This is a genomic window from Bradyrhizobium sp. IC4059, assembly GCF_020193615.1.
GTDB classification, from domain to species: Bacteria; Pseudomonadota; Alphaproteobacteria; order Rhizobiales; family Xanthobacteraceae; genus Bradyrhizobium; species Bradyrhizobium yuanmingense.
Genome location: NZ_JADYVH010000015.1, coordinates 101,610 through 127,967, shown reverse-complemented (window position 1 = coordinate 127,967; position 26,358 = coordinate 101,610). Strand labels below are relative to the sequence as shown.

At 62.7% G+C, this 26,358-nt stretch carries 18 protein-coding genes and 2 pseudogenes; 10 read left to right on the top strand and 10 right to left on the bottom strand.

The annotated features are described in order from the left end of the window. Positions 1 to 1,536, bottom strand: a 1,536-nt coding sequence (locus I6F12_RS33395; protein ID WP_225158201.1) for a M10 family metallopeptidase C-terminal domain-containing protein, incomplete at its 3' end; no start/stop codon positions are given. Between the two features lie 196 nt (positions 1,537 to 1,732). On the opposite strand from I6F12_RS33395, the gene I6F12_RS33390 reads away from it, so the two are divergent. From I6F12_RS33390 to I6F12_RS33365, 6 genes and pseudogenes are all read left to right on the top strand, one after another. Next, positions 1,733 to 2,035, top strand: a complete 303-nt coding sequence (locus tag I6F12_RS33390) for a hypothetical protein (RefSeq protein ID WP_225158208.1) — start codon at positions 1,733 to 1,735, stop codon at positions 2,033 to 2,035. 1,182 nt (positions 2,036 to 3,217) lie between these two features. After that, positions 3,218 to 3,751 carry a hypothetical protein gene (locus tag I6F12_RS33385; protein WP_225158200.1) on the top strand — a complete coding sequence of 178 codons (534 nt, stop codon included), beginning with the start codon at positions 3,218 to 3,220 and terminating at the stop codon, positions 3,749 to 3,751. A gap of 1,063 nt (positions 3,752 to 4,814) precedes the next feature. Further along, positions 4,815 to 5,276 carry a hypothetical protein gene (locus I6F12_RS33380; protein ID WP_225144437.1) on the top strand — a complete coding sequence of 154 codons (462 nt, stop codon included), beginning with the start codon at positions 4,815 to 4,817 and terminating at the stop codon, positions 5,274 to 5,276. Positions 5,277 to 5,417: 141 nt separating this feature from the next. Further along, positions 5,418 to 5,839, top strand: a pseudogene (locus tag I6F12_RS33375) (CoA transferase); the annotation flags it as partial. Between the two features lie 904 nt (positions 5,840 to 6,743). After that, a pseudogene (locus I6F12_RS33370) lies at positions 6,744 to 6,974 on the top strand (CoA transferase); the annotation flags it as partial. Positions 6,975 to 7,681: 707 nt separating this feature from the next. Further along, positions 7,682 to 8,875 carry a CoA transferase gene (locus I6F12_RS33365; protein WP_225144438.1) on the top strand — a complete coding sequence of 398 codons (1,194 nt, stop codon included), beginning with the start codon at positions 7,682 to 7,684 and terminating at the stop codon, positions 8,873 to 8,875. Positions 8,876 to 8,940: 65 nt separating this feature from the next. Here I6F12_RS33365 and I6F12_RS33360 read toward each other — a convergent pair whose 3' ends face one another. The 7 genes from I6F12_RS33360 to I6F12_RS33330 all read right to left on the bottom strand — a co-directional run bounded on the left by I6F12_RS33360 (position 8,941) and on the right by I6F12_RS33330 (position 16,656). Continuing rightward, on the bottom strand, positions 8,941 to 9,813 hold the full coding sequence (locus tag I6F12_RS33360; protein WP_225158199.1) for an outer membrane beta-barrel protein: 873 nt from the start codon (positions 9,811 to 9,813) through the stop codon (positions 8,941 to 8,943). Positions 9,814 to 9,966: 153 nt separating this feature from the next. Next, entirely contained in the window at positions 9,967 to 11,493 is a 1,527-nt protein-coding gene (locus tag I6F12_RS33355; protein ID WP_225158198.1) for a tripartite tricarboxylate transporter permease, read from the bottom strand. 17 nt (positions 11,494 to 11,510) lie between these two features. Next, the gene (locus I6F12_RS33350; protein ID WP_225158197.1) at positions 11,511 to 12,053 is read right to left on the bottom strand and encodes a tripartite tricarboxylate transporter TctB family protein; all 543 of its coding nucleotides are present in this window, start codon (positions 12,051 to 12,053) and stop codon (positions 11,511 to 11,513) included. A 70-nt stretch (positions 12,054 to 12,123) separates the two neighbouring features. Continuing rightward, on the bottom strand, positions 12,124 to 13,077 hold the full coding sequence (locus I6F12_RS33345; protein WP_225158207.1) for a tripartite tricarboxylate transporter substrate-binding protein: 954 nt from the start codon (positions 13,075 to 13,077) through the stop codon (positions 12,124 to 12,126). Positions 13,078 to 13,253: 176 nt separating this feature from the next. After that, positions 13,254 to 14,051: an enoyl-CoA hydratase/isomerase family protein gene (locus tag I6F12_RS33340; protein WP_225158196.1), complete on the bottom strand. Its 798-nt coding sequence runs from the start codon at positions 14,049 to 14,051 to the stop codon at positions 13,254 to 13,256. A 55-nt stretch (positions 14,052 to 14,106) separates the two neighbouring features. Further along, complete coding sequence (locus tag I6F12_RS33335) at positions 14,107 to 15,306, bottom strand: aminotransferase class V-fold PLP-dependent enzyme (RefSeq protein WP_225158195.1); 1,200 nt, start codon at positions 15,304 to 15,306, stop codon at positions 14,107 to 14,109. Positions 15,307 to 15,453: 147 nt separating this feature from the next. Continuing rightward, positions 15,454 to 16,656 (bottom strand): alanine--glyoxylate aminotransferase family protein, encoded by a 1,203-nt coding sequence (locus tag I6F12_RS33330; RefSeq protein ID WP_225158194.1) that lies wholly within the window; start codon positions 16,654 to 16,656, stop codon positions 15,454 to 15,456. A 133-nt stretch (positions 16,657 to 16,789) separates the two neighbouring features. Here I6F12_RS33330 and I6F12_RS33325 point away from each other — a divergent pair, with 133 nt between their 5' ends. The 4 genes from I6F12_RS33325 (at position 16,790) to I6F12_RS33310 (ending at position 23,206) form a co-directional block, all read left to right on the top strand. Then, positions 16,790 to 17,536 carry a GntR family transcriptional regulator gene (locus tag I6F12_RS33325; protein ID WP_225158193.1) on the top strand — a complete coding sequence of 249 codons (747 nt, stop codon included), beginning with the start codon at positions 16,790 to 16,792 and terminating at the stop codon, positions 17,534 to 17,536. Between the two features lie 103 nt (positions 17,537 to 17,639). Further along, positions 17,640 to 20,615 (top strand): FAD-binding and (Fe-S)-binding domain-containing protein, encoded by a 2,976-nt coding sequence (locus I6F12_RS33320; protein ID WP_225158192.1) that lies wholly within the window; start codon positions 17,640 to 17,642, stop codon positions 20,613 to 20,615. Then, on the top strand, positions 20,608 to 21,036 hold the full coding sequence (locus I6F12_RS33315) for a heme-binding protein (protein ID WP_157285577.1): 429 nt from the start codon (positions 20,608 to 20,610) through the stop codon (positions 21,034 to 21,036). The genes I6F12_RS33320 and I6F12_RS33315 overlap by 8 nt, the downstream gene beginning before the upstream one ends. A 730-nt stretch (positions 21,037 to 21,766) precedes the next feature. Beyond that, positions 21,767 to 23,206, top strand: coding sequence for an FAD-binding oxidoreductase (locus I6F12_RS33310; protein WP_225158191.1), 1,440 nt, complete (start codon positions 21,767 to 21,769; stop codon positions 23,204 to 23,206). Between the two features lie 166 nt (positions 23,207 to 23,372). Here the strand turns inward: I6F12_RS33310 and I6F12_RS33305 are convergent, their stop codons facing one another. Then, on the bottom strand, positions 23,373 to 24,695 hold the full coding sequence (locus I6F12_RS33305; RefSeq protein WP_225158190.1) for an FAD-binding oxidoreductase: 1,323 nt from the start codon (positions 24,693 to 24,695) through the stop codon (positions 23,373 to 23,375). A gap of 183 nt (positions 24,696 to 24,878) precedes the next feature. After that, positions 24,879 to 26,342, bottom strand: coding sequence for an aldehyde dehydrogenase family protein (locus I6F12_RS33300; protein WP_036008159.1), 1,464 nt, complete (start codon positions 26,340 to 26,342; stop codon positions 24,879 to 24,881). Positions 26,343 to 26,358 lie beyond the last annotated feature (16 nt).

Genomic DNA, 26,358 nt, shown 5'->3' with positions numbered 1-26,358 from the left:
CTGACCGGTGCTGGTGGCGAAGTTGCCGCTGCTGTCGGTCGTCCAGATCGCGAACTGATCGCTGCCCGAGTACTTCCACGCCACCTCGTAACCGCTCGAGGTCTGCTCCGCGGCGATCGGCGTCCAGGCGCCGAACTGGCCGGCCACCACCGGCGAGCCGACGTATTTCAGCGCAGGTCCGAAGCCGGCCGCCGGGTTCATGTAAAAATTGCTGCCGACCTGGACGAGGCTCGTCGCCCCCACGGCTTCGATCGAGACCGGCGGGCTCACGAGTGCGGCGCTCGGGGCCGTGGTATCGGCAAACTGGAAATTCTCGATCCCGGTCAAGGTGTCGGTGCCGTCCGGCGCGCCGGCGCGCTGGTCGACAACGATGAAGGTCTGGGTGCCCGCGTTGTACGCAATCGCGTAGTTCGCCAAGTTGCCCGAATAGACCGCCGTATCGGTCCCCGCGCCGCCCGCGATGGTGTCGTTACCGCCAGCGCCGTCCAGCATGTCGTTGCCGGATCCGCCGTTGAGCACGTTTGCGATGGCGTTGCCTGCGATGGTGTCGTTGCCGGATCCGCCTGTGGCGTTGTCGATGTAGGAGCGCGCGTCCCCGTTGTACAGATAGGCGTTGTAGACGTTGCCCGACGCATAGTGACCGTTGCCGAGATTGGCCAGTTGCACGGCGGAGAACACCGATGAGGCACCCGGATTGAGGTTTATGCTCAGGTTCGTCGTGTAGTTCGAAAGGTCGTAGGTATCGACGCCGCCGCCGTCCCAGATGGTCTCGTAGATGCGGTTGGCCGAACCGCCGACGCCGCCGCCGGGTGCGAGCTGCCCGACCCCGTTGATGAACTCCTGCCCCGTGGTCGGATTCCAAGTGTAGACGGTGTTGCTGCTTTGATTCGTGTAGTCCGCACCGTACATGGTCTGGAGCGCGAGGATATCGTTGGCCATGTAGGTCTGCGAATATCCATAGGCTTCGTTGGTGTAGCCGCCCGTGGTCGAAGCGCCGACATAGCTGCGATAGCTCATGACGGTATATTCGCTGCTGTCATGCGCGGTCGGCAGCGCGACGTTGGCGGGCCCTTCGGCCTCGTGGCTGTGCTTGAGGCCGAGGGCATGGCCGAGCTCGTGAAGCGCGGTGGTGAAGTAGTAATTGCCGAGCTTGGCGAGCGAGAAATTGTATTGAGTCCCGAACCAGATGTCGCCGCCGGACGCATAATTGCTGGGATAGTAGGCGTAGGCGGTCGGATTGGCGGCCGGCGACTGCGCGATCATGAGGTCGGCGCCGTTGGTGCCCGCGTACTGGATATTGGCGTTGGTGTAGCTGAGGATCAATCCGATGGCGTAGTTGATCGCCGTCTGGATCTGCACGGGAGCAGAAGCAAAGCCCGACCTGGTCGGCTCGCCGCTGCCCCCGGAATAAGGATTCGAATAGTCGCTCGGAGCGTCAGGAAAGCTGTAGGTGATCGTGCCCGACCATCTGACGCCGGACAGCAGGCCGTCGATCTCGGCGTTGTTGGTGGCACTGACATAAACAGCGGTGGCCAATTGACTCTCCAAAGCAGCGCGTCGTGTGATTCGCCGCGGGGGCACATGATTCTAGCTAGAGAGTTAAACGTTTGGTTTAAATGGGGCAGGGGCGTTTGCGCTGCTCCACAAGGCTGTGTTAGCCATTAAATCCCGTAGTCATACGGAACGCCAGCTAGGGTCCGTTCCCGGAACACCCATGATTTTGCAGGGTTTCATGAAACGACGCACACTTCCGCCCGGCCTGTTTGGCGCCTTGATTGTGCTTGCCGGACTGTCCCATCAACGTCTCGGAGGACTGGCTGTGATGGTGGAGAGGGCCAAAGCAGACGACAGCAGCAAGGCAGGGCGTGCGCCCTCCATGCCGATGGCACGAGATCCTGCCGCTGCGGTGGCCGAGGAATATGAAGCTGCCCGCCGGAAGGGAACGCGGGAGGCCCTTGAGCTCTTCATTGCGCGCCATGGCGATGATCCCCTTGCCGCTCGGGCGCGCGCCGAATTGAAGCGCCTGTCGCGCTGATCTCGCAGACACCGCCCCGAATGCGGCAAGCAGCAAATGGGGTGCTGGGAGAGACTGCCTTGTCGTCGACAGGTCGCAACCTGAAGGCGACTCAAGACACTTAAGACACTCTAGCTCTAAGATCGGGCGTGCGTGAATCAACCGAAGAGTATTCGCGCTGGTTGATTCCGACTAAGGGGAAGTCCGGGCTAAATCAAGTAGCTTGTTGGAGAACTGCCGCAGCGGCCGCGCAAAGTGAAATCAATCGCCATTTCTCGGTACGATCCGATACGAATTGGTTTATGTATCAGCTTCGGGACTTCCCTTTCCATGAGCAACCCGCTGTCCGTTCTGGAAGTCGTATTCCTGCCCTGGTCGACAGACGCGACCTCATTCTGACCAACCGGGTGGCACCTAGCAGCGCTTGGGTTTCCGGACAACACGCACAAGCGCAACGATCTAAGGAGAAGAACATCATCCGAAAATCAAAGGGTGAAAACGATCGGGCCTATCGCATTGCCGTGCGAGATCAGCTAGTCAGGTCTACGCACGGGCGGTCGACTAGGCGGCGGCTCGTTGAGATCGCGCGCCCAAGGAGCACCAGTCGTAACTCTTAGGCCCGAAGAGGCTTTGTCGGAGCCGACACACGATGAAGTAAGGAGGCTTGCCGCGAGGGCAGCCATACCCACCACCAATCGCCGCCCGTAGGCGGGGAGCAATCCGGTCGCTCGAAATGAAGCCACCCTCATTACAAAGCACTTTGCCTGAGTCGGTAGCTCAAAACTATCATGAGAGTGCACGGTGCGTCGAGCTTGGCGGCAGCTTCCTGGACTTGCGCCGGCAGACGAGGTACCGAAGGATTTCGGCTGGTCGGAATGAAAAGCGAAAGCCTTGGGGACGCCGAGCTGGAGTGAGTTCCGAGAAACCTGACAATCTACCGCCGCTCGTACAATCCTGATATCGTTTCTTCAACAGCCGTTCGACTTGACGAGTCAAGCTCTCGCTGCTTTTGAAGGCTGAGCGCCAAACGAGGACATGGTTGAAGATGATCCAAAATTGGTTTCTGGCCGTTTTTAGCGGCTGGATGATCGTCGCCTGCCTCTTCGTTGCAATCCTCCTCGATAGTATCTCCGACAGAATGAGAGAACGACGATCTCGCGTCACTTCTTCCCGTCGCAGCAACTTCGGGAAAACATCCGTCCCATGAAACTGTGGCTCCCCACACCCATCATCCTCGCAATAGACAGAAAACATGATCTTGAGCACGCACGCGATCGTCGGCGGAGCGATTGCCAGCCTGGTCCCATTGCACCCGGCAGCCGCGGCGATCGCGGGGTTCGCAAGCCATTTTGCAATGATGCAATTCCGCACTGGGACTATCCACTTCGCTCGATAAGTCTTGGCAAAGGTGCCGACAATCGCCGCCTCTCCTTCAGTAGCGCGACGCTGACGGATTTCGCAATCATCGGAATCGATACCTGCGCCGGATTTGGCCTTGCGCTCTGGTTGTTCGCGACGGAAACATCGATCTGGGCGATTGCAATCGGCGCGTTCACCGCGATGTTGCCAGACGCGTTGCAATTCGTTCACACGCTCTACCCGCGTGGCCCAGTGCACGTTCTCCAACGCTTTCATTGGTGGATACACTCTAAGCGGGCATTGACGGGAATATTTGGCGTGGGTTCACAGCTCGCATTCGCCGGGGTGGTTGCTGTACTCGCGAGAAGCATCCATTGATTTATCGCACAGGACTCCGCCGGCGTATTCGGTTCGTCCTATGGAGCGGCTTGCAGTATCCGCTATTTCTCCAAGGTGCCGTGCGGCAGCCGCCCAGCACGATCTCGACCAAACTAGCCGGCTCCCCAGCCGGCGAGCCGTACCACCGGGACTGCCGGCGCTATCGCGGCCTTGATTCATGGTTCAGGCGTGGCCACCTATGTTCTTGAATTGGAATGAAATTTGGAGATAACCTCAGCGAATATGTGCCGGCTAATTCGCCGAAACTGAAGCGGACATGATCCTCATTGCAACTTGGTCGGTAAGCTTTGCGCATCGGAGCTGTGAGCATATGGTCAGCCTCCTGGGCCGAAGAGGGCAATCATCCGTCCCTATCGGACGCAATCGCTTTTGTGCCGACCGCTTCGATCAAGCGCAATCCTAAATGAGGGAAGCATGACGTGATGCCGCGCCTGCTCTACGTCAATGAGAAATTTGGCCACGACGCGACGATCATACTAGAGAGCGGAGACGCTTGTTGGATCTCCGTCGGCAAGAAGGGTGTCCTTGTCCGATCTCACAAACATAGCTTTTGGGGCGGATTGTTTGGAAGCCTATTTGGTCCGAAGCTCTACCAAGAGCGGGATATCTACCAGGCACTCTGCGTCGCCCAAGCCCTCCTGGCAACGTTTCGGCCGGTTCCCCAAATTCGATGTAGGGATTCGATGCTTAGAGCCTTCTGCACAGCTGTCTGGCATTGCTCTTCACCCGCACGAGTCAAAACCGTCCTAAATGATCCGACGTTACTCGCAGCGTAACGTTGCTGCGTGCAGAGCGTTGACCAAGTTCATTTCTGCTTGCTCGCCGCGCTTGCAATTTTCTGATCTCACCATATTCCTGAATTATGAGTACGCGTAGAAAAGTCAGTTTAGATCACGACCCCGAGCGGCGGAGAACGCGGTCGAAGGTGCACTGGGGGGTTCCCGCACGTGCCGCAGGCGGCATTGCAAGGGCAGCCGCGCTCTCAGGCGACGAGCGACGGGAAATTGCTAGGAAGGCCGTCCAGGCCCGTTGGGCGAGACACTTGCCGCGGGCGACGCATCAGGGTTCACTTCGATTTGGGGACATCGAGATCGAAGTTGCCGTCCTCGATGACGGGCAGCGCGTAATTACTCACCGTGGCCTTATGATTGGGCTGGGTCGCATCCGGCCCCCCAAAGGGCGTCAATATTATCGGAACGGCGCCAATCTCCCTGGTTTCTTGACCGTCGAGAATTTGAAGCCTTTTATCGGTGAAGATCTCGTTACGATAGCCGGCCAGATCAACTTCCGCACTATGCAGGGCATCAGAGCATTCGGTTACACGCCAAACTTCCTCCGAAAGGTCTGCGATGTCTTTGCGCGCGCCCGAGATGCCGGAGTTCTAAAGGCCTCTCAAAGCACAATTGCCAACCGCGCCGGAATTGTCGCCAAGCAACTTGAACTTTCGAATATGATGCGCCTCCTTGATGAGGCTGCCGGTTACCACGAAGCTCGTGAAACATAGGGTGTAGCACCCCGGGATGATGTCGGCGCGAAGAATGCATGTAAAGGCCTTCGCCCGGTGTTACGCTCTCTCGAGCCAGCAGGGCTACTTGCCCATCCAGACCGGCACCCGCTTGTTGACGACAGCGTCCGTCTCCACCGGAGGATATGGGAGGGCTGCGCGTGCGCACCGGAGCTGTACGCCCATCCCGACTACGCGACGGCCCCTGCCCGCTCGAAGAACCGCGACGCCCTCATCGCCGAGATCGAAAAGCGCACCGTGATGAGTCGACCGAGACCTGGGTCCGCGAGTTCAATGAGGCCGGCGTGCCCTGCGGGCCGATCTACGCCATCGACCAGATGTTCGAGGACGCGCAGGTCAGGCATCTCGGCATTGCCCAGGACGTGCCGAACGACGAGGGGCGGCGTATCCGCCTGGTCGGTCAGCCCGTAACACTGTCGCGCACGCCGAACAGGATGGTGGCGCGACCGACGGAATTCGGCGAGCAGATCGACGAGGTGCTGGAGGAGTTCGGGTTCGGCACGGACGAGATCGCAAGCTTGACAGAAGCTCGTGTAGTCTGAATGTCTCATAATTGAAGCGAAATCAAGGCGAGCTCGGAAAAGCATTGCTAGTTATTTATTTAATTCACATCTGTTCGATTTTGTGCCGGGCTGGATCTATGTGATAGGCGTGAGTCTGGCAGTAGGGAGGATTCTCCAACAGCTAGACGGACAATCCCTACCACGAAGAATAGAAGATTAGAGTTCGAATGCCCGACCATATCGAGAACCCGGCTCACGCATCAATCTTATGACGCACTGAATGTCGGGTTCGGTTGGCTCTACTTGGAAGCTATGCAAATTAGATCAGTTTGCAGACAGAGATGGAGGTCGCTCTCCCCTTCTTTTGTACTCCGCCGCAAAACGCCATCCTGCGATATCGCTGCTGGCACCGCACGCATCGCAATGAAGGTCTCTTTCTGCCACTATCCGTCGTCCTCTCGCGAAGGTCGCTCTCGAGGCTTGCTCAAAACATTTTGGGCACACAAGCGGCAACCGCCTAACTTTCCATCGGTCTACGAAACTAAATAGACAATTGAAGACCAGATGCCGAAGACGCTCTTCTCTCATCGTTTGCTCAGTCTACACGTGCTCTATCGTTGGTGGGCGGACGAGTAAGGGAACGCTCGCTGGCTCCTATCAGCGCAGGCTCCCTTAGGATTCGTCAGAACGCTCCGAACGCCTTGCCCATTTGGTTGCAGGTTTTCCGAAGTTCCAAGGCGACCAAATGGAGTCAAACCAGACTTATTCAAGATTCTTGTGCCCTTGCGTCGGGAGAGTCAACGCGAAATCGCCCTCTAGGACTCCGGCCAATTTAGACTGGCAGCTGCGCCCCCGCGGAGGTACGCCAACGCTTGGCTTCGTTCGGTCACTTCATCCTATTCGTCGCTCGGACTATCCCGCGCGGAATAGATACAGAAGCTGATACGCGATCGACCAGATGTTCGAGGACGCGCAGGTCAAGCATCTTGGCATCGCTGAGGAGGTATCCGAAGGATGAAGGCCGGCATATCCGGAACCAGCCCTTGTAGCTCTCGCGTACGCCTAGCGGATGGTGGCGTGGCCGCCGGAATTCGGCGAGCAGCGGAAGAGGTGCTTGAAGAGACTGGCTTTCGTCGAGGAGATTGCAAGCCTCAAGTCATCTAAGACACTCTAGCTCTACGGCCGGGCGTGCGTAAATCACCCGAAGATTTTCGCGCCATGGTTGATCCCAACTAAAGGGGGTCCGGGTCAAACTGGCACAGCGGCTGCGCAAAGTGTAGTCAATCGCCATTGCTCGGTACGATCCAACACGGGTTGGTATGTGGTATCGGCTTCGGGAGCCCCCTTTCCACGAGCAACCCGTTTGTTCGTTCTTAAAGTCGTGGCCCTGCCCTGATCCACAGACGCGGCCTTATTCACTGACCAACCGGGTGGCACCTAGCGCGGCTTGGTTTGGCGGACAACTTGAAGTATTCTCGTAGAATGAACTGGATCGGCGTCGTCTCTGCTTTGGCCCTGGCTACCCTCGCCTTCGGGATCGTGTCCGATTTCCAGATGACACCCTGCCGCGCTGGCTCGCTGTATGCGGTTGTAGGAGCCTGCTCGCCCGATCAGCAGGCTCCCGCTACCAAGTCGTTTGCACAGCGATAGGTGCGACTAGAGTAGACGGTCAAAGTTGTTCTGACCCGGCCGCGTCTTTGTTCGGGAGCAAGCGCATCGGACCCGCGAAGTCAAGGCACCCTAGCATCCCGTGATCGACAATCGTCGACGCTGCAGCGACGTCCCTTCGCGTTTTCAGAGCGAACCAACGCCCCGAGGGGCTTTGCCGCTCCTCTGTCAGCCAATATGGTAGGCCCGCAATCTGTCCCGGAGCCTTTCACGATGTCCTTCCCGCATGCCTCGGAAGCCCTGTCGCGCTTCACCGTGCTCGATCTGACCCGGGTCCGCTCCGGGCCGACCTGCGTGCGACAGCTCGCCGACTGGGGTGCCAACGTCGTCAAGGTCGATGCGCTGACCGAGGATGCCGGCGGCGAGCAGCCTGGCGGGCCGCGGCGCGGTTCCGACTTTCAGAATTTGCATCGCAACAAGCGGGCGATGACGCTGAACCTGAAGGACGAGCGCGGGCTCGCGGTGTTCAAGCGCCTCGCCGCCAAGGCCGACGTCCTAGTCGAGAATTTCCGACCCGACGTGAAGAAGAAGCTCGGCATTGACTACGACAGCCTCGCCGCGATCAACCCGCGCATCGTCTATGGCAGCATCTCCGGCTTCGGCCAGGACGGCCCCTACCACAAGCGGCCGGGCTTCGATCAGATAGCGCAAGGCATGGGCGGGCTGATGTCGATCACCGGCGCGCCGGGCGAAGGCCCGATGCGGGTCGGCATTCCCGTCGCCGACCTCAGTGCCGGCCTGTTTTGCGCGATGGGTATCCTCACCGCCCTGCTCGAGCGCGAGGTCTCGGGCAAAGGCCAGTGGGTGCAGACCTCGCTGCTGCAGGCCCAGATCTTCATGCTCGACTTCCAGGCCGCGCGCTGGCTGATGGAGAAGGAGGTCGCCAAGCAGGCCGGCAACAACCATCCGACCAGCATTCCGACCGGCGTGTTCAAGACTTCCGACGGCTACATCAACATCGCCACCACGGGCGGGCGGATCTGGGAGCGCTGCGCGCAGGCGATCGGCGCGCCGGAGCTCTACAGCCATCCCGACTATGCAACGGCTCCCGCCCGCTCGAAGAATCGCGATGCGCTCAACGCCGAGATCGAGAAGCGTACTGTGACGAAGTCGACCGAGACCTGGGTCCGGGAGCTCAACGAGGCCGGCGTGCCCTGCGGGCCGATCTACGCCATCGACCAGATGTTCGAGGACGCGCAGGTCAAGCATCTCGGCATTGCGAAGGACGTGCCGAACGATGAAGGCCGGCATATCCGCCTGGTGGGCCAGCCCGTGACGCTGTCGCGCACGCCGAGCAGGATGGTGGCGCGGCCGCCGGAATTCGGCGAGCAGACCGATGAAGTGCTGAAGGAGTTCGGGTTCGGGGCAGACGAGATTGCGAAGCTCCGGGACGCCAAGGTGGTGTGAGCGATCCCGGAAACGACAATGCCCGGCGAGATTGCCGGGCATCGAAGGCAGTTCGCGGTGGCAGCTCAGTACTTCGCAACGACGGGCGTTGGGGCGAACGCATAGTTGAAGCCGGCGCGCAGCACATGGTCGTGGAAGCTCACATCCGCCTGGTTGGCGGTTCCCGCAAAGTAGGTCTTGCTGCCGAAATCCATGTAGACATATTCGAGCTTGGCCGACCAGTTGCGGGTGAACTTACGTTCAACGCCGGCGCCAACCGTCCAGCCGACCCTGGTATCGGTGCTGCTCGCCCCCGGCCCGATCGGAAAGGCGAACCCGCCGAGCGGCGTCGTGCCGCCCAGACCCGGTCCGAAAACCTGGATGCCAAGGGTGGTCGCAGACGAATATTTGAACTCGCCGACGGCAAGACCGCCAGTCGCGTACCAGAGGGTCTGCGGATCCGACAGGATGCCGACGCGGCCGCGGAAGGTTGCGAACCACTGCAGATCGTAGGACAGGTTTGCGGTGAGCGTCGCAATGGAGTTGAAGTCGGTGCCGATTGGAAGACCGATGATATTCGAGCCATAGCGCGCGCTGGTCGTGGTCACCGTCCGCGACGACCGCTCACCGGACCACTGAATGTCGCCCTCGAGGCCGACGACCCATTTCGGATCGACCTGCCAATTATAGCCCAGCTGTCCGCCGGCCAGCCAACCGTCGACATTCTGGCCGAACGAGCCGAACTGGATGGCCGGGAATGGCAATGCGATCGGCGCCACCGTGGTCTCCGCCCTGCCCCAACTGTATCCGGCGTTCAATCCGGCGTAGAAGCCCGTCCAACTCCAGACCGGATCGACGACGGCTGGGGCCTTCACGTAGGGCTTCGAAGCCAGATCAGCGGCCAGTGCGCTGCTCGCGACCAGCGAAGCAGCCACAATTCCCATTACAACCTGCTTCATTGCAATGCCCCCATCAGAAAGTTAAGAAATCTACGGGAAGGATAAGCGCCAAGTCCGGCCCAGTCTGTCGCGCAGCAGCAACATCTGGAAACAATCACAAGGCGTCAGCGACCGGACGGTGACGACACATTAAAACCAAGGCGCTGATAGAATTCAACTTTTCGTTGCGCCGCCGTTTTGCCCCGCGGCCTTCGGGCCAATACGGCCGAGCAGGCCGTCGATCACCGGCCAGAACAGCAGCAGAATCGCCAGGGTCGTGATCGAGCCGACCAGGCCGTTCGACCAGAACACCTTCAGGGTGCCGCCTGAGCCGATCATCGAAAGGCGGAAGGCATCCTCGGCACGGTTGCCGAGCACGAGCGCCAGGGTGAACGGCGCCAGCGGAATGCCGATCTTCTTGAAGACGTAACCGACCACGCCGAAGCCCAGCATCAGCCAGATGTCGAACATCGCGTTCTGGATGGCATAGGCGCCGATCGCGCAGGACACCACGATCATCGGCGCCACCGCCGCGAACGGTACGCGCAGGATCGAGGCGAAGATCGGCACCGTCGTCAGCACCAGCACGAGGCCGACGACGTTGCCGAGATACATCGAGGCGATCAGGCCCCAGACGAAATCCTTGTGCTCGACGAACAGCAGCGGCCCTGGATTGAGACCCCACACCATCAGCCCGCCGAGCAGGATCGCGGCCGTGCCCGAGCCGGGAATGCCGAGCGCCAGCATCGGCAGCAGCGCCGAGGTGCCGGAGGCATGCGCCGCCGTCTCCGGCGCGAACACGCCTTCGATGCGGCCCTTGCCGAAGCCCTCGGGCTCCTTGGCGAAGCGCTTTGCCAGATTGTAGCCCATGAAGGAGGCCGCGATCGCACCGCCCGGGGTGATGCCGAGCCAGCAGCCGATGAAAGAGGAGCGCAGCAGCGTCACCCAGTATTTCGGCAGATCCTTCCAGACGCCGAGCACGACGCGCAGCGAGATGCTAGCCGCATGCCCGCGCAGCGCAAGGCGCTCCTCCATCGTCAGCAGGATCTCGCTGATGCCGAACAGGCCGATGACGGCGACCAGGAAGTTGATGCCGCGCAAGAGCTCCGGCGAGCCGAAGGTCATGCGCAGACTGCCGGACACCGTATCCATGCCGATGCCGGCCAGCAGCAGGCCCAGCGACATCGAGATGACGGTCTTGTGCTTGGCTTCCCGCCCGAGGCCGACGAAGGAGCAGAAGGTGAGGAGATACACTGCGAAGAACTCGGGCGGGCCGAATTTCAGCGCAAAGGACGAGATCATCGGCGCGAGGAAGGTGATCAGGAGCACCGCGACCAGCGAGCCGACGAAGGAGGAGGTGAACGCCGCAGTCAGCGCCTCCGCCGCCCTGCCCTGCTGCGCCATCGGATAGCCGTCGAAAGTGGTCGCGACCGACCAGGCTTCGCCCGGGATGTTGAACAGGATCGAGGTGATGGCACCGCCGAACAACGCGCCCCAATAGATGCAGGACAGCATCACGATGGCCGAGGTCGGGTCCATCGTGAAGGTCAGCGGCAACAGGATCGCAACGCCGTTGGGGCCGCCGAGCCCGGGCAGCACGCCGACGAAGATGCCGAGCACCAGCCCGGCCATCATCAGGACGAGCGTCTTCCACGTCAACAGGACGGCAAAGCCGTGGAGCAGGAGACCGAGAGCTTCCATCGCGCGGGGGGCTCCGCCTAGCGCCCGAGGGCCGCTTCGAGCGGCCCCTTCGGCATGATGACGTCGAAGGCGATGTCGAAGGTGACGAACATGATCGCCGTGAACGCGAACGCGGTGAGCAACGACTTCCACAGCGCGATCCGGCCGACGAGGCGCATGAAGCCCGCGATCAGGAGAAAGCTCGCGACATAGAGGCCGAGGAACTGCGTCGCCAGGCAGAACAGCAGCGTCGGCACGAACACCGCCAGCACGCGGCGGCCTTGCGCGCGCGTGACGAAGGTTCCGGACGAGGCACGCCGCGCAAGCAGCGCGGCGATCAGGCCGTAGAGGCTGCCGCCGGCGAGAATGACGGACAGATAGAACGGGAAATAGCCGGGCTCCGGCCCGGTCGCATCCCAGGACGCGCCGGTGCGCCAATTGTCGTAGCCGAGCGTGACCGCGAGCGCGAGCAGCAGCAGGCAGACGATGATCTCGACCGTGCCGGAAGAGACGACGGCAGGGGAATCGTCTTCGGGCGCGGTGGGATCGTCGACGACGATCTCGATATCGGTTTGGGACATGGACTGTTTGGACAGACTGCGTTCAACCCTCCCTCTCCCCGCAAGAACGGGGCGAGCGAGGATAAGAGCACTACTTGGCGACGAAACCGGCTTCCGTCATCAGCGACTTATTCAGCGCATCGTCCTCCTCGAGGAACTGCACCATGTCCTTGCCGGTGAGGAAGATCGGCTTCAAGGCCTGCTTCTCCATGTAGTCCTTGTACTCCGCGGTCTGCGTCACCTTGTGGAACAGATCGACGTAGAACGCCTGCTGCTCCGGCGTGACCTTGCCGGGCAGGAACATCGCGCGCAGCATAAGATATTGCACGTCGACGCCCTCCTCCTTGCAAGTCGGGATGTCGGCCCAGGACTGGGTGTCCGTCACCTTGGTCGTATAGGCGATGCGCTCCTTGTCGAACACGCAGAGCGGACGCACCTGGCCGGCGCGCCAGACCTCGAGATTTTCGGATGGGTTGTTGACGTTGGCTTCGGTGTGGTTGCCGACCAGCTGGGTCGCGGCCTCGCCGCCGGACTTGTAAGGCAGATAGGAGAATTTCGCCCCGGTCTTCTGCTCCAGGAACACGGTGAGCACGTGGTCCTCGCGCTTGGAGCCGGTGCCGCCCATCTTGAACGGCGCGCTCGCAGCCTTCGCAGCCGCGACGAATTCCTTCAACGTCTTGGGACCCGCGCTGTTGTCCCACAGCACGAACTGGTCGAGCGCGACCACGGCGACCGGCGTCAGCTCGCGCCAGTTGAACGGGATCTTCGCCGACAGCGGTAGCATGTAGATCAGCGAATAGGCGATCAGCACCTTGTTGGGGTCGCCCTCGCTGGACTTCATGTACATCAGCGCTTCCGCGCCCGAGGCGCCGCCCTTGAGCGAGACCACTATCGGCTGCTTCATCAGATTGTTCTTCTGGATCGCGGCCTGCATCATCCGGGCCATCTGGTCGGAGGCGCCACCCGCGCCCGCCGCCACCACGATCTCCACCGGTTTCGTCGGCTCCCAGGCCGCAACGGCCGGCGTGCTCAACAACAGCGCCATCGCGGCGCCGACGGCTTTCACTGGAATTCGCACGAGTTTCGTCCCCTGATGTTTTTTGAGTTGTAGGTGCGGAAAATTCTATCACTGCATAGTGCGGACTAATCCTGAGGAGTTCAAGCGGACGGGCAATTGCACGCATATGACTTTCGACTGACGAATCCGAAAGCCCGTGAGACTTACCTGCCCTTCCAGACCGGCGCCCGCTTGTTGAGGAAGGCATCCATGCCCTCGCGGAAATCCTCGCTCATATAGGCTTTCAGGATCAGGTCCTCGCCTTCCTCGCGCGAGAGCGTGCGGCGGATGCGGCGCACCGCTTCCTTGGTCGCTTCCAGCGTCAGCGGCGCGTGGCTGGCGACGAGCTTTGCAGTCTCGTCGGCACGGCGCTGCAGCGTCTCGACGTCAGGCACGACCTCGTTGAGCAGGCCGAGCGCCAGCGCCTCCGGCGCGTCGACCAGGCGCGCCTTGAAGATCATGTCCTTGGTGCGGGCGGGACCTACCAGCGCGACGACGCGGCTGATGTTCGACATCGACAGGCAGTTGCCGAGCGTGCGCGCAATCGGAAAGCCCATCCGCGTCGTCTCGGTGCCGATGCGAAGATCGCAGCAGGCCGCGATCCCCGCGCCGCCGCCGGTGCAGGCGCCGGCGATCGCCGCGATCACCGGCACGCGGCACTGCTCGAGCGTGCCGAGCACGCGATCGATGCGCGCCTCGTAGTCGAGCGCATCCTGCGCGGTCTTGAAGGCACGGAATTGCGAGATGTCCGTGCCGGAGGCGAACGCCTTGTCGCCCGCGCCGGTCAGGATCAGCGCCTTGATCGAACGGTCGACGTTGATCTCCTGGCATATCTCCGCCATGCGGTCATACATGGCGAAGGTCATGGCGTTGCGCGCCTGCGGGCGGTTGAAGGTGATCCGCGCGATGCCGTCCGTGACGGAGTAGAGCAGGTCTTCGTTGGCAGTCGTCGGTGCGTTCATCGCGCGCTCACTTTCTTCACTACAGTTCAGTCAGGCCGCCCCGGCAACCTGAGCCTTAGGCGACTTGAGCCTTGGTCATCGGCACCACGTCGCGTCCCTTCAGCACATCCATCGCCGCGAGCACGCCGCCGCTCCGGTGCGGGATCTTTGCGAGGTCGAGGCCCATCTCGACGCCTGCAAGCGTGCCCATCAGCATCAGATCGTTGAAGTGGCCGATATGACCGATGCGGAACACCTTGCCCTTGACCTTGTTCAGGCCGGTGCCGAGCGACATGTCGAAGTTTTCCAGCACGACCTTGCGGAAGGCGTCGGCATCAAAGCCCTCGGGCACGCGAACGCCGGTCAGCGCCGGAGAATGCGCGGCCGGGTCGGCACATTGCGTCTCCAGGCCCCAGACCTTGACCGCAGCCCGCGTCGCGGCGCTGTGGCGCTTGTGGCGGGTCCAGACGTTCTCCAGCCCCTCCTCCTCCAGCATCTTCACCGCTTCGCGCAGGCCGTAGAGCAGGTTCGTTGCGGGCGTGTAGGGGAAGGTGCCGAGCTTGTTGAAGCTGATGACCTCCTGCCAGTCCCAGTATGAGCGCATGCCGGGGTTGGCCTTGGCGGCCGCGAGCGCTTTCTCCGAGACCGCGTTGAAGCCGAGGCCCGGCGGCAGCATCAGGCCCTTCTGCGAGCCGGCGACCGAAACGTCGATGCCCCAGGCGTCGTGCTCATATTCCATCGAGCCGAGGCCGGAGATGGTGTCGACCATCAGCAGCGCCGGATGTTTGGTGCGGTCGAGGATCTTGCGCACCTCCAGCGGCGGCGTCACGCAGCCGGTCGAGGTCTCGTTGTGCACGACGCAGACCGCCTTGATGGCGTGCTGCTTGTCGGCGGCAAGACGCTTCTCGATCTCGGCAAGATCGGCGCCATGGCGCCAGTCGCTCGGGATGAAGTCGACATCGAGCTTGAACTTGTCGGCGATGCCGCGCCACAGCACAGCGAACTGGCCGGTCTCGCACATCAAGACCTTCTCGCCGGGCGCGAACACGTTGACCATCGCCGCTTCCCAGGCGCCGGTACCGGACGAGGGGAAGATGATCACGGGCTGCTTGGTGCGGAATACGCGCTGCATTGCGGCAAGCACGGCAAAACCGAGCTCGGCGAACTCCGGACCGCGATGGTCCAAAGTCGGCAAATCCATCGCCCGCAGCACCCGATCGGGCACGTTGGTCGGTCCTGGAATTTGTAAGAAATGCCTTCCAGTATGCACGGTCATCGGCGTCCTTCCCGGTCTTGCCTTGGTTTGGTGGGCGCCGAATAGCACCATTTGACCGGCTTGTCCTCTCCTCCAAAGGGCCCCTCGCGCATAGCGGGCCGGCCTGCCCTCGGCCGCTCCGTCGCGACCATCTTCGCGGGCCGACCTTTACGTGCCGACGATCTTCAGATGCGGCGCGGCATTGCCCTGAGGGCGCTGCTCCAGCAGCTTCATCGCGACGTCCACGCCGCCGGCGCGGTGCGGCACGCCGGCCACCGACAGACCCATCTCGATGCCGGTGAGCGCGCCGAGCAGCGTCAGCGCGTTGCATTCGCCGAGATGGCCGATGCGGAAGACCTTTCCGGCGACCTTCGACAGGCCCGAGCCGAGCGACATGTTGTAATTGTCGAGCACGACTTTCCGGAACTGATCGGCATCATGCCCCGGAGGCATCAGCACGGCCGTGAGCACCGGCGAGAACTCCGAAGGCTCCTGGCACAGCACTTCGAGACCCCAATGGTTGACCGCGGCCCGCGTCGCTGCCGCCAAGCGCTGATGCCGCGCAAAAACATTGTCGAGCCCCTCCTCGAGCAGCATCGCGATCGCCTCGCGCAGGCCGTAGAGCAGATTGGTCGCGGGCGTATAGGGGAAGAAACCCTTGGCGTTGGGCTTGAGCATCTCCTCCCAGTCGAAATAGGAGCGCGGCATCTTGTTGGTCCTGGTCGCAGCCAGCGCCTTCTCCGAGATCGCGTTGAAGCCGAGACCGGGCGGCAGCATGAAACCCTTCTGCGAGCAGCTGACGCTGACATCGACCTTCCACGCGTCGTGACGATAGTCGACCGAGCCGAGCGAGGAGATGGTGTCGACCATCAGCAGTGCCGGATGCGACACGCGATCGATCGCGGCGCGGATCTCGGCGATGCGGCTGGTCGCGCCGGTCGAGGTCTCGTTGTGCACGACCATCACCGCCTTGATGGTGCGCGCGGCGTCTTCGGAGAGCTTGGCCTCGATCACCGTGGGATCGGCGCCGCGGCGCCAGTCGCCCGGGATGAAATCGACCTCGATGCCGAAGCGCCCCGCCATCTGCCGCCACATCGTGGCGAAGTGGCCGGTTTCGACCATCAGCACCTTGTCGCCCGGCGACAGCGTGTTGACGATCGCGGCTTCCCAGGCGCCGGTCCCCGACGAGGGGAAGATCACGACCGGCCCCCTGGTCTGGAAGATCTGCTGGCTGCCTTCGAGCACGGTGCGGCCGAGCTCGCCGAATTCGGCGCTGCGGTGGTCGATGACAGGCATATCCATCGCGCGCAGGACGCGCTCGGGGACCGGGCTCGGGCCCGGAATCTGCAGGAAATGGCGTCCCTGAGGCATGCAAAGCTCCCTTTCGGCGGGTTATGGCCGGCTCTGCCGGCTATTTTGCATTCATTTTTTGTCCCTTCAATCGAAATCTGGTATTCGATTGCGAGCGTCGACGCGATCAACTGGGCAAACTACTGTGCTGCAAATGAAATCCACGATTCCCGACACCGGGGTTCCGATCACCCCGTCCCCCGGCAATGGCGATCGCCAGGAAAACCGTCACGAGGCCTCGCTGCATGGCGAGATCCTGCTGCGGCTGCGCGACTACGTGGTCGAAGGCAACATTCCCGAAGGCGCGCGCGTTCCCGAGCGGCAACTCTGCGAGATGCTCGGCATCTCCCGCACGCCGTTGCGCGAGGCGCTCAAGGTGCTCGCCGCCGAGGGCCTGATCGAGCTACTGCCCAACCGCGGCGCTCGGGTGCGCCAGCTCAGCCAGCGCGATCTCGAGGAACTGTTCGACGTCATGGCGGGCCTGGAAAGCCTGGCAGGGCGCCTCGCCTGCGAAGCCATAACGGATGCGGAAATCACGGCGATCGAGCAGCTGCACTACGAGATGTACGGCCATTACCTGCATCGCGACATGCACGGCTATTTCCAGGCCAACCAGCGCATCCACGAGAGCATCGTCGATGCCGCGCGCAACGATACGCTGAAGATTGCCTACGCCAATTTCGCCGGCCGCATTCGCCGCGTCCGCTACTCCGCCAATTTCGCCCGCAAGCGGCAGCGCTGGGCGGAAGCCATGCGCGAGCACGAGGCCATCCTCGATGCGCTGCGCCGCCGCGCCGGGAGCGAGCTCAGCGACATCCTGTTCCAGCATCTGCGCAACAAACGGACGGCCGCGATCGAGCACCTGACCGAGCCCCAAGAGGGCGCGCCGGCATCGCCTTGAAGGCGCCAGGCTTGCTCATTTTGCATTCACAATATAGTCGGTCAGGAACCGCAATGAATATCCCAGCAAGGCTGAGCCTCGCCGGGTCAGTCCGGGATCAGGGATGACGAACGCCTCCTCGCTCGAACGGCGCCTGCGGTCGGAATTGACCGGCGACGTGCTGTTCGACGGCTTCAGCCGCGGCCGCTACGCCACCGACGCCTCGTTCTACCAGATCATGCCGGCTGGCGTGGTGGTCCCGAAGACGATGGGCCAGGCCTTGCGGGCGCTGGCGATTGCGCGCGACGAGGGGCTGAAGCTCACCCCGCGCGGCGGCGGCACCTCGCAATGCGGCCAGACCGTCAATGACGGCCTCGTGGTCGATCTCTCCAAGCACCTCAACCGGATCCTGTCGCTCGATGTCGAAGGCCGCACCTGCGTAGTCGAGCCCGGCATCGTGCTCGACGACCTCAACCGTCAGCTCAAAAAGCACGGCCTGTGGTTTCCGGTTGACGTCTCCACGGCCTCCCGCGCCACCATCGGCGGCATGGCCGGCAACAATTCCTGCGGCGGCCGCTCGCTGCGCTACGGCACCATGCGCGACAACACGCTGTCGATGGAGGCCTCGCTCGCCGACGGCACGCTGAGCCGTTTTGGCGAGGTCGCGCGCGATCTCTCCGACCTCGAGGCCGGCGACAGCACCCGCGCCCTGTTCCGCGACATGCTCGACCTCGGCACCCGCGAGGCCGACGAGATCGCCGCGCGCTTCCCAAAGGTGCAGCGCCGCGTCGGCGGCTATAATCTCGATGCGCTGGTGCCGCGCAATGCACCGAACAACATGGCGCATCTGTTGGTCGGCTCCGAAGGCACCCTCGCCTTCACCACCAAGGTCGAGCTGAAGCTGTGGCCCGTGATCCGCAACAAGGCGCTCGGCGTCTGCCATTTCGGCAGCTTCTACGAGGCCATGGATGCGGCCCAGCACCTCGTCAAGCTCAAGCCGATTGCGGTCGAGCTGGTCGACCGCACCATGATCGCGCTCGGCCGCGACATTGCGATGTTCGCACCCGTCATCTCCGCGGCGATCAAGGGCGATCCGTACGCCGTGCTGGTGGTCGAATTCGCCGAAGAGGACCAAGCCGACAACCTCGTGCGCCTCAAGCAGCTCGGTGAGCTGATGGCGGATCTCGGCTTCGGCTGGAACAACGACACGCGCAAATGGGGCGGCGTGGTCGAGATCACCGAACCCGCGCTGCAGAGCGGCATCGCCGATTTCCGCGCGGCCGGCCTCAACGTGATGATGTCGATGAAGCAGGAGGGCAAGCCGGTCTCCTTCGTCGAAGACTGCGCGGTGCCGCTGCCGCACCTCGCCGACTACACCGCGCGGCTGAACGAAGTCTTCGCCAAGCACGGCACCAGCGGCACGATGTACGCGCACGCCTCCGAAGGCTGCCTGCATGTGCGCCCCGTTCTGAACCTGAAGCTGGAGAAGGACGTCAAGGCGATGCGCGCCATCGCCGAAGAGGCCTTCGCCCTGGTGCGCGAGTACAAGGGCTCGCATTCCGGCGAGCACGGCGACGGGCTGGTGCGCTCCGAATTCCACGAGGCCATGTTCGGCGAGCGCCTCGTCGCCGACTTCAGGGAGGTGAAGCAGCGCTTCGATCCTGCCGGCCTGCTCAATCCCGGCAAGATCGTCGATGCGCCCAGGATGGACGACCGCTCGCTGTTCCGCTTCAAGCCCGACTATCGGGTCGGCGAGCTGAAGACGAAGCTCGACTGGTCGGCTTATCCCGGCGCCGGCGGCGGTTTCCAGGGCGCGGTCGAGATGTGCAACAACAACGGCGCCTGCCGCAAGCTCGAGGGCGGCGTGATGTGCCCGTCCTATCGCGCCACGCGCAACGAGAAGGACGTCACGCGCGGCCGCGCCAACACGCTGCGGCTTGCGATCTCCGGCCAGCTCGGCCCGGATGCGCTCTCTTCCGACGAGATGATGGAGACGCTCAAACTCTGCGTCTCCTGCAAGGCCTGCCGCCGTGAATGCCCGACCGGCGTCGACATGGCCAAGATGAAGATCGAGGTGCTCGCCGCGCGCGCCGCCTCTCACGGCCTGACGCTGCGCGACCGGCTGGTCGGATATCTGCCGCGCTATGCCGGCCTTGCGTCGCGCTTCGCGACGCTGGCGAATTTGCGCAACGGCAGCCCGCTGCTGCGAAGGCTGTTCGAGCGGTTTGCCGGCATCAGCGCGCGCCGGGCCCTCCCCGCCTTCCGCAGCGATGTGTTCGTGCCGCCGTCCGAAAGCGTCGGGCCTACGGACGGTCGCGAGGTCGTGCTGTTCACTGATACCTTCAACCGCATCTATGAGCGCGAGAATCTCGACGCCGCGCTGCGCGTGCTCACGGCCGGCGGCTATCGCGTGCATCTGCCAAAACTTGCGAGCGGCAACCGTCCGCTGTGCTGCGGCCGCACATTCCTGTCAGCCGGGCTCGTCGACGAAGCCAAGGTCGAGCTCGACCGGCTGGTCTCGGCTTTCGCACCCTATGCAGCGCGCGGCGTGCCGATCGTCGGCCTCGAGCCGAGCTGCCTCCTGACGCTGCGCGACGAGCTCGCTTCGCTGCGCAAGGACGACGACGCCAAGGCGATCGGCGCCCATGCGCTGACCTTCGAGGAGTTTCTGGCACGCGAGGCCGAGGCCGGAAGGCTGCAACTGCCGCTCGGCATCGTCGCGGACAAGGCCGTGGTGCACGGCCATTGCCATCAGAAATCCTTCGGCGCCTTCAAGCCGGTCGAGCAGGTGCTGCGCCTCGTCCCGGGCCTTGAGGTCAAGACCATCGAGTCGAGCTGCTGCGGCATGGCCGGCGCCTTCGGCTATGGCGCGGACACGTATGATGCCTCGATCGAGATGGCCGAGCTGTCACTGCTGCCGGCCGTGCGGCGCGCGGACCCGGATGCGCTGGTCGTCGCCGACGGCACCTCATGCCGGCACCAGATCCAGGATGGCGCCCAGCGCGAGGCGCTTCACGTCGCGCGCGTGCTGGCCATGAGCCTCGATCGCGCAAAAACCAACGCCACCTCTCCAGCTGCAAAGGAAACCAGCCATGGCTGACCTCACGCTCGACACCGCCCGAAAAATCCTCGACGCCGCCTTCGCGAAGGCCGGCGAGCTGAAGCTGAAGCCGCTGGTCGTCACCATCCTGGACGCGCGCGGCGTGCTCAAGCTCGCGGCGGCGCAGGACGGCACCAGCCTGATGCGCGCCGAGATCGCGCATGGCAAGGCCTATGGCGCGCTGGCCATGGGCATGGGCTCGCGCGCTTTGTTCCAGCGCGCGCAGGAGCAGGCCTATTTCGTCGATGCCGTGAACACGATTGCCAAGGGCGCACTGGTGCCGGTCCCCGGCGGCGTGTTGATCATGGACGGCGCGACCCTGCTCGGCGCGGTCGGCGTCTCCGGCGACACCTCGGACAACGACGAGGCCTGCGCCGTCGCGGGCATCCAGGCGGCGGGGTTAAAGGCGAACGCAGGTTAGCCTAGACCGGTCTTGCTAGGTAAGTCTTCTATTTGGTGGGGCACAGCAGTGCTCTGGCAACGAAGTCAGGCAGGAAATCGGGCTTAATCAAATCGATCGGCTATCAGCAACCCAGAGTGAGCTCTAGGCTTGCGCACCCCCCACGTCCAGAACGTAAGTAGCAAACAAAAGAGGATCAACAAAGCAATCAACCTTGCGCGTGGTCGACCGCCTTCATCGCCGTTCGTTCACGGGGTTTCGGTGGTTAACCGGTGGTCAAGCCGTTGAAGGGCCCCAGCCAAAGACCTGCTGACTAAGAGACATGCTATGGCCGTTGATTCTTCAAGAGAATTTTTCCAACTGGGCCAAAATCCCACCATTAGAGATCAATGACTTACAGCGAAATATCCAACCGCGGAGGGCACCTGACGGTTTGGGGACACGCGACAAGAGATTGTCGGGGAATCCCCTCTAGCAATTTAAATAGGTTGGCAGTCGCTTCCAAATGAGACCAGATCTCGCAGGAGGAACAGTTCCGGGCAAGGGGCGCGAGAGTATTTGGGAGCGGACACCGCGGTCACCCTCGCTTGCGGGCAGCAGTCAATAGGCAGGTTCGGCTACCTAAAAAAAGCAGCACCTTCCTGGCACTGCCGACAACCGCGGCATTTCAGCATTGGCTTCTTCGAAAGCAGCACCGAACGGCAGGCAATCCCGCACAAGCGCGCAAAGATGGTCAATCGGGAGCTGAGACATGTCCCAGTCAGTACACGTCCGACCTTTTCGTGACCTCCTCGACAGCGGGGGCGTCGTTGAGGACCCGGAGCGGATCGCCACCTACACAATGGATCAACGTCAGCTTTTCACGGGTTCGACGTTTGCCGTGCTGAAGCCGGCGACGACACAGCAAGTCGCCGATATCGTACGGCTGGCGGCGCACTACGGGATCGGAATCGTTCCGCAAGGCGGCAACACCAGCTATTGCGGCGGCGCTACGCCGGACGCGTCCGGACGCCAGGTTATCGTGAGCCTCGAGCGGATGGACAGGATCCGCGAAATCGATCCCGTCTCCATGAGCATCTCTGTGGATGCCGGCGCCATCCTGAAGAACGTCCAGGACGCCGCGGCGGCTGCGGGCCTTCTGTTGCCGCTCAGCCTCGGCGCGGAAGCCAGTTGCCGGATCGGCGGCAATATCGGCACGAACGCCGGCGGGCTGTCGGTCGTGAGGTACGGGATGACGCGCGATCTGCTGCTCGGAATCGAGGCGGTGCTGGCGGACGGCACGGTGGTCTCCGACATGCGCAAGTTGCGGAAGAACAATACCGGCTACGACGTCAAGCAGTGCTTCGTCGGAAGCGAGGGGACTCTCGGCATCGTCACGGGCGCAGTGTTGCGTCTCGCGCCCTTGCCGACCCGCCGCGCGACTGCCTGGCTGAAGCTCGCGAAGGACGCTCCAATCGCCGAGCTTCTCACGCTGGTCCGCCGCGAATCGGCGGATCTTCTGACCACGTTCGAATTCATGACATCCCGATCGATTACGCTCGCGACCGAAGCAATAACTGACCCGCCCTCCCTCGGCGCAGGCCCCGGAGGCGCCGTTCTCGTCGAGTTCGCCTCTTCCTCACGCCATCTCGATCTCGACGAACTGATGGAAGCCGTTCTGGCCGAGGCGATCGAGTCCGGCTGCGTCGATGACGCATTGCTGGCGCAGAGCGGATCGCAGCGAACCGCGATGTGGCGGCTCCGGGAGACCATCCCCGAAGGCGAGAAGCGCCGGAACGGATCGGTGAAGCACGACATCTCGGTACCGCTTTCCTCCATTCAGCGCTTTCTGGACCTGGCCGGCTCGCAGGTACGATCGTATGACGCCGACCTTGAACTGTCCGTCTACGGCCATGTCGGCGACGGCAATCTGCACTACAACGTGCTCGTTCCTCGCGATGTCGACCGGCTGGAATTCACCAAGCGGATCGAAAGCAGCCTTTCGTTGCAACTCTACGACACGGCCGCCGCGCTCGGCGGCACGTTCAGCGCGGAGCATGGCGTCGGTCGCTTCAAGAAGCACCTTCTAGACCGGTACAGCGATCCTGGGCGTATCGCGGCCATGCGCCGGATCAAGACCGCCTTTGATCCGGCGGACATCATGAACGCCGGCGCGATCGTTTGCCCAATGGGAGGGAAGTCTGCCAGTTGAACCATCAGCCGGCGTGCCGATGCTTCCGAACGGCGGGGCTTCGGCCGATGCACCCCGATCAGCCAAATCCTCTCGTGCATAAAGAAAGAGCCACTCCGAAGGAGTGGCTCAAGTTGGGGAGGAAACGCTCCTTGGGGACTGCAGGGCCTGATTTCCGGCTCGATCTTCAGATGGCGGCTATGTCCAGCCTCGAGCCGTCGGTCAGACGCGACAGCCGGAACGGTGCGGGATCGACGCAAGGCGTGTCGTTGACGACAAGCTCTGCGGCCAGATAGCCGAGCCCCGGGCCCAAACCGAAGCCGTGACCCGAGCAGCCGGCCGCGAGGACGAGGCCCTTCACCCCGTCCACCTGCGACACCACGGGCACCGCGTCCGGCGTGCAATCGACGAAGCCGCCCCAGGCGCTATCGATCTGTATTTCGCCGAGTTGGGGGAAGGTTTTCCGGACACTCGCCACCACTTGGCTCACCAGCCATTTCAAGGGCGGAGGATCCAGCACGCGATTCTGCTCGAATATCCGATCGTCGTTGGTCAGCAGCGCCGCCATTGAATCCGGCCCCGAAACGAACGATTGGCCGACGCCGAGCCTGACGTTCTTCAGGCGACGCAAGAACTGCGGCATGAACTCCCGGCTGTATCGGATCGCCTGGGGCGTGATTTCGAGGTTCGCCTTGCCGCTGATCGCAAGCGTATAGCTGCCATCCGTTCGGCGCGTGATCGTGCAGTACGGTGTGGAGACCGCCTCGCCGATGTTGATTGTCGGGGTAGAACGCAGCGCGGTCTGCCGGATGCTCGCCTGGGGGAAACTGATCCCGAGCGGCCGAAGGAAGCGCGAGGACCAGGCGCCGGCGGCGCACAGCACCGCGCTGGTTCTGATGTAGCCCTTCTCCGTGTGCACGCCCGCGATCTTGCCATTGGCCAGGTCGAGCTTCCGCGCAGCGCATCCCTGGTGGATCGTGGCGCCCAGAGTTCTGGCCGCTTCGGCGATAGCCGGCGCGGCGAGCGCAGGTTCGGCCTTGCCATCCCGCTCCGAATAGGTGCCGCCGACCCATTTGTCGCGCGCTTCGGGGACGCGCTCGGCCACCTCCGCCCGACTCAGCACGCGGGTGTCGACGTCGTACTCCCTGGCGACCTCGCGCCACTTTTCCCAACCCGCGAGCACAGCCTCGTCATGGGTCGCATAGACGAGACCGCAGCGACGAAATCCAAGGTCCCGATTGACATCGCGCGTGAGTTCGTCCCACAGCCGCATGGAGAGCACCGAGAGCGGCAGTTCGCGCCGGTCGCGGTTCTGCTGGCGGCACCAACCCCAGTTTCGGCTCGATTGTTCACAGGCGACGTGGCCCTTCTCGAGCAGCGCCACGGAGAGGCCGCGCTTCGCCAGGTAATAGGCGGCCGTAGAGCCGAGGATGCCGCCGCCGACGATGACGACGTCGGCCTCGGCCGGAAGACGCTCATCGCTGTGAATGCGCTCGACGTGGGGCGACATGTTCCAACGAACCTCGGCTGCCAAGAATGCGGAAGCAAAGTTCCGATCAGCCCTTCATCGCATCGTGCGGTCGATAGAATGTGCTGAAATCATCAAGGACTTCGCAAGATGTTCGGGTTTTTAACCACTTGAGTGATACGAGCTGCTCTAGCGGGACCGAGTCCCAGTTCAGCGCAGAAGCATTCATCGGTAAAATCCGAGAACGGCCTTGGTCTCAAGATACTCCTCCATGCCCTCGATGCCGTATTCGCGACCGTTGCCGGAGCGCTTGTAGCCGCCAAAGGGAGCATTGGGGTCCCAGTCAGGATAGTTGAGATGGACTTGACCCGACTGGATCCGCCCCGCGACGGTTCGCACTGTCTCCATATCGGTGCCCTGCACGTGGGCGCCGAGCCCGTAGACGGTGTCATTGGCGATCGCGATCGCCTCGTCCACGGTGTCGTAGGGAATGATCGACAGCACCGGACCGAAGATTTCCTCCTGCGCGATCCTCATGTCGGGACGGACGTTCGAGAAGATGGTCGGCCGCGCATAGAAGCCAGTCCGAAGATCGCCGGGCCGACCTCGCCCGCCGATGACGAGCTTGGCGCCTTCTTCCAGGCCGACACCGATCATGGTCTGCACGCGCTCGAACTGCGGCCGGTTCGCAACCGGGCCATGGGTCGTGCTTTCCGCAAGGGGATCGCCGACCACCAGCTCTGAAGCGGCCTCTGCCGCCAAGGCCTCGACCTCTTTCATGTGTGAGCGAGGCACCAGCATGCGCGTCGGCGCGCTGCAGGATTGGCCGAGGTTGCGGAAGGCGGCCGCGACGCCCAGCGGAACGGCACGGCCAAAATCGGCATCAGGCAAGATGATATTCGGTGACTTGCCGCCGAGCTCCTGGGCAACGCGCTTGACGGTGGGTGCAGCCGCTTGCGCGACGAGAACGCCAGCCCGGGTCGAGCCGGTGATCGAGATCATGTCCACCTGCGGATGCGACGCCAGAGCGGCGCCGACGATCGGACCCGTCCCATTGACGAGGTTGAAGACGCCGGGCGGGCAACCGGCATCGTTCATCAGCTCCGCGAACAACAAAGCACTCAGCGGGGATAATTCGCTCGGCTTCAACACCACGGTGCAGCCTGCTGCGAGCGCCGGACCGACCTTGGCCGTGATCTGGTACAACGGCCAGTTCCAGGGCGTGATGAGTCCGCAGACGCCGACCGCCTCTCGCATGATCGCGGTGCTGCCGCGGGCGGTGACGAACGAATAGTTCGCAAGATTGTCGCGTGCGACACGGATATGTTCGGCAGCCAGCGGCACCTGGGCTCCGCGCGCATAGGTGATGGCAGCTCCCATCTCGTACGTGAGGACCTGCGCGAACAAGTCCAGCCGCTGGAGGAGCAAACCATGAACCCGGTCAAGCAGCGCCGCTCTCTCAGCAGGCGGCGTCATGGACCAGCCGGCGAAGGCTCGTCTGGCAGCTAATATGGCGCAGTCCACATCATCGTCGTCGCCGAGTGTAACCTCGGCGATCGGCTGCTCCGTCGCCGGATTGACGACGGTTGCTGCTGCCGCGACTGATCCGATCGGCTTCCGCCATTCTCCGTCGATGTAGAACTTTCCGAGCAAGCCGGCTTCCGTCAGGTGTCGAAGGGGCGAGGTCATTGGAAGCGATCCTTTC